The organism is Streptomyces angustmyceticus (assembly GCF_019933235.1).
Lineage (GTDB): Bacteria > Actinomycetota > Actinomycetes > Streptomycetales > Streptomycetaceae > Streptomyces > Streptomyces angustmyceticus.
The window spans coordinates 5,672,515-5,685,258 of the sequence record NZ_CP082945.1 but is presented as its reverse complement, the minus strand read 5'-3'; the positions used below and the strand labels follow the sequence as shown (position 1 = coordinate 5,685,258).

Here is a 12,744-nt window from a genome sequence, read left to right as displayed (position 1 = left end):
GACACCATGGATCCCCGGCACCTCCTCTCCCGCGCCCGCCGGCTCGCGGCCACCGCGACCCCCGGCCGACGGCGGCTGCTCGGCATCACGGGCCCGCCCGGCGCCGGCAAGTCCACCCTCGCCGCCCACCTCGTGGCCGAGCTGGCGGGCAGCGCGGCGCTCGTCCCGATGGACGGCTTCCACCTCGCCGAGGCGGAGTTGCGCCGTCTGGGGCGTACGGACCGCAAGGGCGCCCCGGACACCTTCGACCCCGCCGGGTACGCGGCGCTGCTGGCGCGTCTGCGCTCCCCGGAGCCGGACACCGCCGTCTACGCCCCGGCCTTCGACCGCCGTATCGAGGAGCCGGTGGCCGGCAGCATCCCCGTGGCACCCCACATTCCGCTCATCGTCACCGAGGGCAACTACCTCCTCCTCGACTCCGCCCCGTGGCCGCGGGTCCGGGAACTGCTCGACGAGGTCTGGTACGTGGAGCTGGAGACCTCCGAACGCGTCCGGCGCCTGGTCGACCGGCACGAGCGGTTCGGGCGCCCGCGCGCCGACGCCGAGCGGTTCGTGCACACCTCGGACGAGGCCAACGCCCGCGTCGTCGCGGCCACTCGCGACCGCGCCGACCTCGTCGTCACCTTCGCACCCGAAGAGGCCCCGCCTCCACCGCGCCCATAATCCCGCTCCCCCGCCGCCCTCGGGCGAGCAGCCCGGCCACCGACAGCGCTCCCCACCCGACCGACACCGCCACGGCTTTCAGCCTCCGGTCTCGGCCCGGCAGCGTCACCCCGAGGAGCACGGCGTCCCCGAAGTCCGCCGCGATCCGCACGTACGCGGCGGTGCGCAGCGCCGGACCGTCCGGAGCCAGCGCCATCGCCAGCCCGCTCGCCGCGTCCCGCCAGGCCAGTGGGCGCAGCGAGGTCCGGGTCGCCGGCGCGGTCCGCCCTTGGCCGTCGACCAGACCCGAGGGCCGCGCCAGCAGATCGGGCAGCGCCGCCACCGCCACCCCGTACACGGCCGTGGCCACCCCGACCGCACGCAACAGACCGACCTTCATTCGCCTCCACCCTTCTCGTCGACGGCCCGCACGAGTCCCGTCGGACCCGTCCGCCTCCTCAACTCCTTTCCGCGGCACCCCCCTTCTCAAACGACATCAACGATGTCATCATGACATCACAAGTGTCGATGAAGGATAAGCCGCGACGAGGCGAGGGGCACGGAACCCATGAAAGACACGCACGACCCGGAAGGCACCGACGGCGATGGCCCCACACCCATCGGAAGCCTGACCACCACCGAAGCACTCACCGAAGAGGCAACCCCCGCCGAAGACCTGCTGTACGGCGTCATCCGGCGCCTGTGGCCCCTGCACCGCACGGTCGTCCGCGCCGTGGAGCGCGAGCTGGCGGGCACGGGCATGACCGCCGGCGAACACGCCCTGCTGGACGCCCTGCGCACCGAAGGCCCGCGCACCGTGCCGCAGTTGGCGCGCGGGATGGGCCTCGACCGGCAGCCGGTGCAGCGCTGGGTGAACCACGCCGCCGAACTGGGCCTGGTCGTGACGGCCCCGAACCCCGCACACCGCCGCTCGTCCCTGATCCGCCTCACCCCCCGGGGCACCGAGGCGATACGCGGCGTCCAGGAATTCGAAGTCACTCAGCTGCGCCGGCGTCTGGCCGACCTGCCCGCCGAGGACGTCCGCACCGCACTGCACGTACTGGACCGGCTCGGCGAGGAGTTCCGGCACCTCGCGAACGACCAAGGCCCGGCGCCGGAGGAAACCGACAGCACAGACAGCCCCGACAGTCACCGCAATCACCCCAACAGCGACAATGGCGGTGACAACGGCATCACACCCACTCCTCTGCATCCGGCGCACAAAGGACGGTCCAGAAGATGACCCGAGGCATCACCGCCTGGTCCGAGATCGACAACGGCATCGTGCCGGTCGACGACGGCGAGCTGTTCTACGAGACGGCCGGCTCGGGCCCCGCGGTGGTACTGCTCCACGGCGGGATGCTCGACCAGCACATGTGGGACGAGCAGTTCGCCTGGCTGGTGAACTCCGGCCTGCGCGCGATCCGTTACGACTTCCGCGGCCACGGCCTGTCCTCGACGGTGGCCGGTGACTACGCCAACCACGACGACCTCTGCACCCTGCTCGACGCCCTCGATGTCCCCGACGCCGTCCTCGTCGGCCTCTCCCACGGCGCGCGGGTCGCGCTCGACACCGCCATAGCCCGCCCGGAGCGGGTGACGGCCCTGGCGCTCGCCTCCCCCGGCATCAGCGGCCGCGCCTTCTCCGACCCCTTCATCCTGGAGCACATCAGGGCACAGGTGGCGGCGATCGGCACACCGGACGGCGCGGAACGGTATGTGGAGCACTTCCTGCGGATGTGGGTGGACGGACCGCATCGCGAACCGTCCGCGGTGCACCCGGGATTCCGCGAGCGGATGCGCGCCTCGGCCGAGGCCAATGTGGAGGTGCACGCCGACGGCGCGGGTGCCGGTATGCCGCTCGAGGTCGGCGCCGCCGACCGCCTGGCCGAGATCCGGGTGCCGACGGTCGTGTTCGACGGCGACCTCGACAGCAGCGACATCTCCGCCAACGCCCATGCGATAGCGCTGACCGTCCCCGGCGCCCGGAGAGTCCGGATACCGGGCGCGGCCCATATGGTCAATCTGGAGAACACCGCCCTTTTCGACCGCGAACTCCACGCCTTTCTCTCGTCCCTGGACTACGGCCACTGAACCGCCGCGGGCCACGGCCGCGGACCGCGGCCACCGGCGCTCTCGCTCACCTCGGGACGAACCCCGCCAACCCCGCCAACCCCACCCCTCCCCGGCGGCGGTTAGAGTGACCGGGCCGTGGTGTTCGGGAAGACCGGTGACGGACCTTGTGGTCCCAGACCGGAGCGGCCCTCGCCACTGTGATCGGGGAGTTTCCGTCCCTTCCGCAGGCGCACGCGCCTGCGGCGCCACTGACCGCAGCCCGCGGCCGGGAAGGCGGGGGCGGGCACGGGCACCCGTAAGCCAGGAGACCGGCCACGGCATCTCACGAACTGATCCACGAGGTGCTGGAGCGTGACCGCCGGATGGCCCTGTCCACCGATACCCGCCATACCCCTGCTGCCGCCGCGTTCCGCTGGCGCCGCCAGGACACCGTCCGCACCGCGGGCCTGATGGCCGTCATAGCCGGCCTGCACGTCGTCGCCTTCGGCGTGCTCTTCCTGCTCGTGGTGCCGCACCACTACGCCGTGGGCAGCCAGGTCTTCGGTGTCGGCCTCGGCGTCACCGCGTACACCCTCGGCATGCGGCACGCCTTCGACGCCGACCACATCGCCGCGATCGACAACACCACCCGCAAGCTGATGGCCGACGGCAAGCGGCCGGTCTCGGTCGGCTTCTGGTTCGCCCTCGGCCACTCCAGCGTGGTCGTCGCGATGGCGGCCCTGGTGGCGGGCGGCGCGCAGCTCGCGGGCACCCTGCTCAACGACCAGTCCCGTACCCACCAGATCCTGGGCACCATCGGCACCACGATCTCGGGGACCTTCCTCTACCTCATCGCCGCCCTCAACCTGATCGCACTGGCCGGCATCTGGCGGGTCTTCCGCGGTATGCGCAGCGGCCAGTACGACGAGGCCGAGCTGGAGCAGCGCCTCGACTCGCGCGGCTTCATGAACCGCTTCCTGGGCCGCTTCACCCGCTCCGTCTCCCGCCCCGGCCAGATGTTCCCGCTCGGCTTCCTCTTCGGTCTCGGCTTCGACACCGCGACCGAGGTGACCCTGATGGTGATGGCCGGCAGCGGCGCCGCGGCCGGCCTGCCCTGGTACGCCGTGCTGTGCCTGCCGCTGCTCTTCGCGGCCGGCATGAGCCTCTTCGACACGCTCGACGGCACCTTCATGAACTTCGCCTACCAGTGGGCGTTCTCCAACCCGGTGCGCAAGGTCTACTACAACCTCACCATCACCGGCCTGTCGATCGCCGTCGCCTTCTTCATCGGCACGATCGAGCTGGTGACCGTGCTCCACGAGAAGCTCGGCCTCGACGACCCGCTGACCGGCTGGATTTCCGGCCTCGACCTCGACAACGTCGGGTTCCTGATCGTCGGCCTGTTCGTGGTGGTGTGGGCCGCGGCGCTGTCGTACTGGCGCCTGTCCGGCGTCGAGAAGCGCTGGGCGGAACGCGCCAAGCGAACCGGCCCGACCGAGCAGCCGGCACCGGCGGAGCCGGCCACCTCGGCCACCCCGGACACCCCGGACGCCCCCTGAGCCGTATCGGCCCCATGAGCCCCGGGCCCGACACGTCGAGCCCTATGCGTCGAGTCCCATGCGTCCCCGGCGCCGCCGATGGGCGCCGGGGCGCAATCGCCTCGTCAGGTATGACGGGGCACGACAGCCCCATCAGGTGTGGCGAGGCCCGGTGCCCCGCCAGGCACGGCAGGGACCGGCGCCCCGCCGGCACGACGGGCCCGACTGACCTTCAGGTGGCCGACCCGGCGGCCGCGCCCGTCGTCTGGTCCGGCCCCCAGCGCTCCAGCGCCGCGGCCAGATCGAGCGGCCGCAGCCCGTCCGGCTGATCCGGACCCGGCCAGTCCGCCCTCGGGACCCGCCACATCACCTCGAACTCGATACCGTCCGGGTCCTTGCCGTACAGCGACAGCGCGACGAGGTGATCACTCGCCCCCACCAGCGCGCCCCGCTCCACGAGCCGCGCATGCGCCGCGACGAGTTCACCGAGGGTGCCGACCTCCCAGGCCAGGTGGTAGAGCCCGACCCGCCCGGCCTCGGGCCCCGGCGCGTCCGGCCCCACCGAGAACAGCGCCAGGTCATGATCGTTGAGCGACCCGGAAGCGCGAAGGAACGCCGCCCGCCCCGGCATCTCGGCCCTCACCCCCAGCCCGAGCACCTCGGTATAGAAGCCCACGGACCGGTGCACCTCACGGACGTAGAGCACCGCGTGATTCAGTCGTCGTACGGACATACAGCCTGCTCCCCAACTCTCCCACCGCAGCGCCGCCAAGCGACGCCGCGCCTCCCCTGCTCGGCGTCCGGCCCCCACACTCCGGGCGCCGGACCCCGAATCTCCGCACCGCGCCTTCCGGCGCGGGGCTCACTTCTTGATCAGTGACTCACTTCTTGATCAGCAGAACCGCGCCCGCCAGCACCACACCCAGCACCAGCGCCACCACGCCGTAGAGCAGCCGATGCGCGCGCAGGCCCGGCAGGAAGCGGTCGACGGCGTAGCGTCCGGGGCCGGTCAGCGCCAGCGCCGCCGCCCCCGCGGTCAGCAGCAGTTCGTACTCCACGCCCTTGGGCGCGAAGAAGCCCCCGCCCCACTTCACGGCAAGCGCATTGATCATCGTGCCCACGACCGCCGCGGCGGCGAGCGGCGTGAGCAGCCCGAACACCAGCCCCAGCCCGCCGAGCGTCTCGCTCAGACCGGCGACGACGGCCATCACGCGACCCGACGGATAGCCGCTCATCGTGAAGAACTGTCCGGTCCCGTCCAGCCCCGGACCACCGAACCAGCCCAGCAGCTTCTGGGCGCCATGGCCGGCCATGGTCAGACCGAGCGCCAGCCGCAGCAGAAGCAGCCCGGCGTCATAGCCGTGCAGGGAGGGGGCGGAGCGCGTCGAGGCACCGAGGTGCGAGGTCTCGACAGTGCTGAGGGAGGACGTCATAGGAGCGCTCTTTCGCAGGTCGGGGACGAGTCCGCGAGGCATCGCGGAAAACTACTTGAAACTTCAAGTCACCCTCCCGACGATACACAGCGCCCCCACAACGGACAACAAGGCACCGCGGAAGCCGGGGCGGCCGGACGGGCCACCCGGCACATGGGCGGCACGAGCCCCGCCCCGCGGGCATCGTCCGCAGGGGAAGAAATCAAGGCCCAGGTGATCCGCGTTCAGAGCGGATCACCTGGGCCTTCGCGGTTCTGCACAAGGAGCGGGCGCAGCAGAAGGCGAACCCCGTGACTTCTGCTGTGCGGGTGCGACCGAACCCGCTCCGGAGGTTGTCACGATCGGCCGTCCGGGCTCACTACCCGCTTCGACGGGCCCTGGGCATGCCGATTCGCGGCCGGCCGGTTCGGGGGCTCAGCCCACGGTGAAGAAGTAGTCGTAGGGCGCCAGTTGAATGCCGGAGCGGGTTGTCGCGTAGACCGTGAGGTCGTGCCAACCGTCCGAGGCCGGGGTCCAGTCGATGGTCGCGGTGTGGTCGGCGTCCGCGGGGACCGTGACCTCCGGGGCACCGTTGTGGAAGGTGTACGTGTAGCTCACGACATCCTTCACCTTCGGCGTGAACGTGAACGTTCCCGGGACGCCGGCGCCGCCGCGCGAACGGTTCTCCGGGTAGGCGTTTGAAGCGACGGTGGGAGTGGTGTCGTAGTCGATGCTCCACCAAGCCTGGTCGCTGACCCAGCCGTTCGCGCTCTTGCTGGTCACCTGGAGGTTCCCGCCGTAGATGCCGTCCAGCGCGAGATCCACGGTCGCCGTGCCGTCCGCCCCCGCCGCGACCTCGAAGGTCCTGTCGTTCTGAAGGCCGCCGGTCCGCACCGAGTAGCTGACGACCGGGCTTTTCGCCTGGAGCTCGGGGGCGGGACGGAGCGTGAACCCGGTCGGCTCACCGAACTCGGGTTTCGGGACGGCCGGGGTGACGGTGGGCGTCGTGGAGCTGACGCGGAAGGTGTAGCCGGCGATCGCCGACCTGTTGTGGGCCCGGTCCAGGCTGCGCACCCACAGCGTGTGCACACCGGAGCCGCCCGGCGGGACGAGGCTGAGCCCGGCCGAACCGCCGAGCGCGTCGGCGCGCTTGAAGTACGCCGTGTCGGAGTACGGGTCGACGGGCCGCGGAACGCCGTGGTCACCGATGCTCGTGCCGATGACCGGCATGTCCTGCTGCCAGGAGAACTCGAACCCCTCGACATCGTCGACACCGCTCGCGCCCAGGGTGAACTCGACCGGCTCGCCACCCTTGTTCCACCCGTCCTCGTCCGGACGGTAGTTCGGCGAGGTGACGGTGGGCGCGGCCGGGGCCGTCTTGTCGGGGGTGACATAGCAGGGAGCCGACCAGTCCGAGGCCGCGCCCCCGGCCACCGTCTGCGCCCGCCACGCGTAGGTCCGCCCTTCGTCGAGCGCACTGGCGGGCAGGGTGGCGGGGGCCTCGAAGCCAGGGGGGACGCGGTCGCGGGTGACCGTCGTGATCCGTGTGGGGTCGGTGACCGGCCAGGACTGATACCGCACGCCGACCCGGGGGTTGCCGGTGGCGTCGGTGACCCCGGGGATGCCCTCGACGACGAGGCCCTCGCGGGTCGACTGGTACGAGGGCCGGTTCGCGTCGGTCGAGCAGTGCCGGTATCCGTTGAACAGCTGAGTCGGTGCGGTGGGCGCCCCGTCGGCCGCGCTCGCGGGCGACGTCGCGGCGGCCAGTACCAGGCCGAGGGTTCCCAGAGAAGCGAGGACTGCACGGGGTCTCGCGCCGAAGGACATGGTCAAGTGATCCCTCCCGTAGGGCGCCCGCACGCGGTGCGCTGATGCGCACTGACGTACGAGCGGCGAGGGGATCGTACGCGCGCACCGCAGACCGACGCATGAGGATTTGACCGATCGATACCGATGGATACGGACGAATACCGACGGATGCGGATGAAGGAGTGCCGAGCGAGCGACGGCAAGACCCCTGACCGGCCGGACAGGGGCAGGGGGCGGAGGCGGGGCGCGCCATCGGTGCGGCTTCCACCGGTCGCGCCACCCACACGCCTCACCGCTGGACCGGCGGGAGGAATCCGGGAAACGGCACCGGGAGCCCAGACCGTTCGCGGAAGATCGAAGACCGTACGCGCAAGGAGAACGAAAGCGGAAAGCCCAGACCAGGAATCTTCCTGACCTGGGCTTTCTCCGCCATTCACACTGGCGGGAAGGGTGGGCACAACAGGATTTGAACCTGTGACATCTGCTTTGTAAGAGCAGCGCTCTACCGCTGAGCTATGCGCCCTGGCCGAGCCGACAGACTACCTTGCCTCCAGGGCTGAACGGCAAACCAGTGCGCGAAGGGCGAACTTACCGGCCGGTGTGTTCGTTTCCGGTGAGTGGGAGAATGACATTCGGTCCTGGGGCGATCCGATCGGGAGAGGGAAGTGACGGCGACAGACACGCAGCCGCATGAGCAGCGAGAACGCCGTCGCGGCCGTGGGGGTCCGCTCCGGGATGTGGTGGGGCTCGTGTTGCTGCCGTTGCCGTTGTTGGTGGCGATGCGGCCGATGTCGTTCGCGGGTGGGGGGACCCGGCGCTGGTTCGGGCGCGGGGAGAGTCAGCGGGCCGACGCGCAGGCGGCGAAGGACGCCGCGGCGGCCGCGTTCTACGAGCTGGACACCGCCCACCGTGACCTGCGGATCTCCATAGAGACGATCACCGCGGTGGATCATTCGCCGCCCGCGCGGAAGGCCGCGGAGGAGTACGAGGGCTTCGGCCGGCGGATCGACGAGGTCAGTCAGCGGTACATCACCGCGGTCGACTCCCACGATCTGGACCGTGACGATCTCGACGGCGCCGCGGTGGCGCGGGCGCGGGCCGATCTGACGCGGGCCAAGGAGGAGCTCGACCGGGTCAGGGGCGAGCTGGAGCGGTTCGCGCAGGGGCTCGGGCCCTTGCTGCGGACCGCCGAGACGCAGCTGGCGCGGCTCGCCCCGGCCGTGGAGCGGGCCCGGCAGGCGCTGCTGGGGGCGAGCAACGCGCTCGACGCGGTCCGTGCACAGGGCCTGCGGGCCGATGATCTCGCGACCCGGCTGGCGGCGCTGGGGCCCGAGCTGACCAAGCTCAATCAGGGCGCCGGGCAGCACGGCGTACCGGAGACGATCCAGCGCGCCGACGACGTGGTGCGCCGGGCCGAGGACGTCCGGGCCGAGGCCGAGCGGCTGCCGGGGCGAGCGGCGGAGATCGACAAGCGGCTGGTGTCGCTGCGGACCCGGGCGCAGGCGATCACGACGCGTGCGGGGAAGGTCGACCCGGTCCTCAGCGAGCTGCGCCGGCGCTACAGCGCGGCGTGCTGGCAGGACCTCCAGCAGGTGCCGGAGCAGGCCGCGCGGTCCGTCCGGCAGGCCGAGGTCAAGCTGCGGGAGGCGCAGCAGGCGCGTGACGAGCAGCGCTGGGCGGATGCCACCAGCCTGCTGGCGACCGTACGGGCGCTGCTGGACGGCACCGACGAGGCGGTCTCGGCGGCGAGCGACCGGCTGCAGCGGCTCGACGCGGTGTCGTTCGACCGGCAGAAGGAGGTCGAGCGGACGCGGTTCGCCGTCCGGGACGCGCAGCGGCTGGCGATGTCCGGGCGCAGCACCCCCGACCCGCGGCATGCCGGTCCCCTGGACGAGGCGGTGGCGCGGCTGGACCGTGCGGTCGCGGGCCTGGAGGGGCGGCATCCGGACTGGTGGCACTTCCTGACGGAGACCGAGGCGGTGCGGGAGACGGCGGCCCGGGTGGTGCAGGAGATCCGCGGGTCCAGGGGCGGCGCGGGGGCCGGCGGCGGCTGAGGGGCCCCGGGGCACCGTTCCCCGGCCCCGGAGGCGGCGTATGCGCCCGGTGCCGGGCGCGATGGCGTGATGTCCCGCGCTGTCGGATCCTGGAGAGAAGTACGGCCCAGGCGGCACACCTGCGCGAAGGAGGCCGGAGATGGCTACTGGGGCTACTGGCCAGACCCTCCACGGGCCCTCGAACCCGTTCCACCGGGCGAAGACGCACCACCACACCCGGCTCGACGAGCATCTGCCCGTGGACCACCGGCTCAGCAAGGTCTACCGCGTCGGTGCGGGCCTGATGGGCCTGGTGCTGATCGCGTTCGGCATCCTCGGACTGACCCACCACATCGGCTTCTTCGACACCGGCGGCGACACCGTTGCCGGGCTGAACACCAACGGCTCCCTGAGCATCCTGTCGATCGTCGTCGGCGCGATCCTCGTCGCCGGGATGGTGATCGGCGGAAACTTCGCCTCGACCCTCAACATCGTGTTCGGCGGCCTGTTCCTCCTGAGCGGGTTCGTGAACCTGGCCCTGCTGCAGACCGACGCGAACTTCCTCGCGTTCCGGCTCCAGAACGTCCTCTTCAGCTTCGTGGTCGGGCTGCTGCTGCTGGTCTTCGGGATGTACGGGCGGGTCAGCGGCGGCCTCTCGCACGACAATCCGTACTGGCGCGCCCGGCACCCGGAGGAGGCGGAGCGGTTCGACCGCGGTCAGCTGCACCCCGCCTCCGGCATGACGGCCGCACGGCAGGCGGCGCGGGTCAGGATGCAGGGCGCGTCGCACGCCGGACGCGGTTCGTTCGGCGCCGGCACCAGCGGGAGCAGGTCCCGCCTGAGTGCGGGGACCACCGCCTCCGGCACCCCCACGGAATCCGGAACGGGCCCCGGCACCAGCGCCGGAACGGACACCGGCACCAGCGCCGGCTCCGGCGGCACGAAGCGCTGAGCCGGGGCGAGGAGACGTCAGGGCGTACCGAGGTGGGATTGGGGTGCTCGGTACGCCCTGATGACCGATGGGGGGTGGGGAGGCGGACGACGGCGGATGGGCGTGCGGGGGTGTCCACGGCTCGCTCCCCGGAGCAGGCCGGCCCCGAGGAACGGGCAGCGGGCAGCGGGCAGCGGGGCGGGCAACGCGAAGCAGGGAGAGCCAGGGAGAGCAGGGAGCACACGATGAGCCGTCCGGGGCACGACTCCTCCCCCACCGGGCACGGTCCTCACCACGCGGCGGTCGAAGCGCTCGCCGAGCGGATCCTCAAGGGCACCTACGGTGAGGGCGACAGCCTGGTCATGCCGGAGGTGCAGGCGGAGCTGGACGTGTCCCAGACCGTGCTGCGCGAGGCGATCAAGGTACTGACCACCAAGGGCCTCCTCGACAGCGACGAGAGACGCGGCACCTTCGTCTGCCCCCGGGAGGACTGGAACCTCCTGGATCCGGACGTCCTGCACTGGAAGCTCGCGGCCGGCGTCTCCTCCGACTTCTTCGCCGACGTGCTCGAACTGCGCCGTTCCATCGAGCCCGCGGCGGCCGCGCTCGCCGCGGAGCGCCGTACGGACGAGGACCTCGCGGTGCTGGACGACGCGCTCCGTGCGATGGCCGCCACCGACCACAATCCGGAGCTGCTCGTGCGCGCCGACGCGTCGTTCCACCGGGCGATGCTGGTCGCGTCGAACAATCGCTTCTACGCGCAGATGCACCGGGTGATCGTGCCGGTGCTGGTCCAGCGGGGCCGGGCCGTGCCGACCGCGGACGACACCTCCGGGCAGCACCCGCACGCCGCCCATGCCGCCGTGGTGGAGGCCGTGCGGAACCGGGACGTGGACGGGGCGTACGTGGCCATGCTGGAACTGCTCGATCTGTCGGCGCGGGAGCATCCGTAGGCGCGGAGCGGGGCACCGGCGGAGGTACCTGCCCCGTTAGCGCGCCGCCCGGGGTGGGCAGGACCCCGCCCACGGCCCGGACGCCGGGCGCCGCGCGCCGCGTGGGCCGGCCGTACCGCCGCACGCCGAAAGGACGGACCGGTCCATGCAGATCAGCCGCATCGAGACGTTCCTCGCCCCGCCGCGCTGGATGTTCGTACGAGTGGAGACCGACGAGGGCGTCGTCGGCTGGGGCGAGCCGGTGGTGGAGGGGCGGGCCGAGCCGGTGCGGGCGGCGGTGGAGGTGCTGTCCGAGTACCTGCTGGGCCGGGATCCGGCGCGTATCGAGGACCACTGGCAGGTCATGACCAAGGGCGGCTTCTACCGCGGCGGTCCCGTCCTGTCGTCCGCCGTCGCCGGCCTGGACCAGGCGCTGTGGGACATCAAGGGCAAGCGGCACGGCGTGCCCGTCCACCAGCTGCTGGGCGGGCCGGTCCGCGAGCGGATCCGCGCCTACGCGTGGGTCGGCGGCGACGAGCCGCATGCCGTCCGCGACGCGGTCGCCGCGCAGGTGGAGGCCGGCTTCACCGCCGTCAAGATGAACGGCTGCGGCCGGATGGCGCCGGTGGCGACCCGCGCCGAGGTACGGGAGTGCCTGCGGCGCGCCGAGACCGCGCGCGAAGTGCTCGGCGAGGAACGGGACTTCGGCCTCGACTTCCACGGCCGGGTCTCGCCCGCCAACGCCCGCAGGCTCCTCCCCCTGCTGGCCGACTGCGCGCCGATGTTCGTCGAGGAACCGGTGCTCCCCGATCACCTCCAGGCCCTCCCCGATCTCGTCAACGCCTCCAACATCCCCCTCGCACTCGGTGAACGTCTCTTCACCCGGCGGGAGTTCCTGGCTCCGCTGCAGGCCGGCGTCGCGATCCTGCAGCCCGACATCTCGCACGCGGGCGGTATCTCCGAGCTGCGCCGGATCGCCGCCCTCGCGGAGGCGTACGGGGCCCAGCTCGCCCCGCACTGCCCGCTCGGCCCGGTCGCACTCGCCGCCAGCCTGCAAGTCGCCTTCACCACGCCGAACTTCCTGATCCAGGAGCAGTCCCTCGGCATCCACTACCACCGGGGCGCCGAGCTGCTGGACTACGTGGTGGACCCGGAGCCGTTCCGCTTCGACAAGGGGTCGCTGCTGCGGACCGACCGGCCCGGGTTGGGCGTGGAGGTGGACGAGGCCGCGGTGCGGGCGGCGGACGGGCGGGGCCATGCCTGGCGCAATCCCGTGTGGCGCCATGAGGACGGGGCGTTCGCCGAGTGGTGAGGAGCCGTACGCCGCCCCGGCGCCGGCGCGGGGCCGCCACCCCGTCCCCCGGTACCCGCCCCCGGTACCGTCCGCGAACC

At 72.0% G+C, this 12,744-nt stretch carries 12 protein-coding genes, 1 tRNA gene and 1 riboswitch; of the genes, 8 read left to right on the top strand and 5 right to left on the bottom strand.

The window, feature by feature from the left end; translation table 11 throughout:
* The first annotated feature begins 6 nt into the window (after positions 1-6).
* The gene (locus tag K7396_RS25400) at positions 7-663 is read left to right on the top strand and encodes a nucleoside/nucleotide kinase family protein (RefSeq protein ID WP_086716976.1); all 657 of its coding nucleotides are present in this window, start codon (positions 7-9) and stop codon (positions 661-663) included.
* On the opposite strand, the gene K7396_RS25395 is transcribed toward K7396_RS25400, so the two are convergent.
* Positions 620-1,042 (bottom strand): hypothetical protein, encoded by a 423-nt coding sequence (locus K7396_RS25395; RefSeq protein WP_086716975.1) that lies wholly within the window; start codon positions 1,040-1,042, stop codon positions 620-622. The genes K7396_RS25400 and K7396_RS25395 overlap by 44 nt on opposite strands.
* Positions 1,043-1,210: 168 nt before the next feature.
* Between K7396_RS25395 and K7396_RS25390 the strand changes: the two genes are divergently transcribed.
* The 3 genes from K7396_RS25390 (at position 1,211) to nicT (ending at position 4,256) form a co-directional block, all read left to right on the top strand.
* On the top strand, positions 1,211-1,885 hold the full coding sequence (locus K7396_RS25390) for a MarR family winged helix-turn-helix transcriptional regulator (protein WP_223660197.1): 675 nt from the start codon (positions 1,211-1,213) through the stop codon (positions 1,883-1,885).
* Positions 1,882-2,736, top strand: a complete 855-nt coding sequence (locus K7396_RS25385; RefSeq protein WP_086716974.1) for an alpha/beta fold hydrolase — start codon at positions 1,882-1,884, stop codon at positions 2,734-2,736. The genes K7396_RS25390 and K7396_RS25385 overlap by 4 nt, the downstream gene beginning before the upstream one ends.
* Before the next feature lie 101 nt (positions 2,737-2,837).
* Positions 2,838-3,049: riboswitch (cobalamin riboswitch) on the top strand.
* Entirely contained in the window at positions 3,048-4,256 is a 1,209-nt protein-coding gene (nicT, locus tag K7396_RS25380; RefSeq protein ID WP_373866898.1) for a Nickel transporter NicT, read from the top strand. (Overlaps the previous riboswitch by 2 nt.)
* 211 nt (positions 4,257-4,467) lie before the next feature.
* Here nicT and K7396_RS25375 read toward each other — a convergent pair whose 3' ends face one another.
* The 4 genes from K7396_RS25375 to K7396_RS25360 form a co-directional block, all read right to left on the bottom strand.
* Positions 4,468-4,968, bottom strand: a complete 501-nt coding sequence (locus K7396_RS25375) for a VOC family protein (RefSeq protein WP_086716973.1) — start codon at positions 4,966-4,968, stop codon at positions 4,468-4,470.
* Positions 4,969-5,116: 148 nt separating this feature from the next.
* Positions 5,117-5,668 carry a DoxX family protein gene (locus K7396_RS25370; protein WP_086716972.1) on the bottom strand — a complete coding sequence of 184 codons (552 nt, stop codon included), beginning with the start codon at positions 5,666-5,668 and terminating at the stop codon, positions 5,117-5,119.
* A gap of 414 nt (positions 5,669-6,082) precedes the next feature.
* A complete protein-coding gene (locus K7396_RS25365) occupies positions 6,083-7,474 on the bottom strand; it encodes a hypothetical protein (RefSeq protein ID WP_086716971.1) in 1,392 nt (463 codons plus the stop codon).
* Positions 7,475-7,907: 433 nt separating this feature from the next.
* Positions 7,908-7,979 (bottom strand) — tRNA-Val (locus K7396_RS25360).
* Positions 7,980-8,121: 142 nt separating this feature from the next.
* On the opposite strand from K7396_RS25360, the gene K7396_RS25355 reads away from it, so the two are divergent.
* The 4 genes from K7396_RS25355 (at position 8,122) to dgoD (ending at position 12,664) form a co-directional block, all read left to right on the top strand.
* On the top strand, positions 8,122-9,510 hold the full coding sequence (locus tag K7396_RS25355) for a coiled-coil domain-containing protein (protein ID WP_373866886.1): 1,389 nt from the start codon (positions 8,122-8,124) through the stop codon (positions 9,508-9,510).
* A 139-nt stretch (positions 9,511-9,649) separates the two neighbouring features.
* On the top strand, positions 9,650-10,441 hold the full coding sequence (locus tag K7396_RS25350; protein ID WP_086719566.1) for a DUF4383 domain-containing protein: 792 nt from the start codon (positions 9,650-9,652) through the stop codon (positions 10,439-10,441).
* A gap of 224 nt (positions 10,442-10,665) precedes the next feature.
* On the top strand, positions 10,666-11,373 hold the full coding sequence (locus K7396_RS25345; RefSeq protein WP_086719567.1) for a FadR/GntR family transcriptional regulator: 708 nt from the start codon (positions 10,666-10,668) through the stop codon (positions 11,371-11,373).
* A 145-nt stretch (positions 11,374-11,518) separates the two neighbouring features.
* The gene (dgoD, locus tag K7396_RS25340) at positions 11,519-12,664 is read left to right on the top strand and encodes a galactonate dehydratase (protein ID WP_086719568.1); all 1,146 of its coding nucleotides are present in this window, start codon (positions 11,519-11,521) and stop codon (positions 12,662-12,664) included.
* Positions 12,665-12,744: the final 80 nt, after the last annotated feature.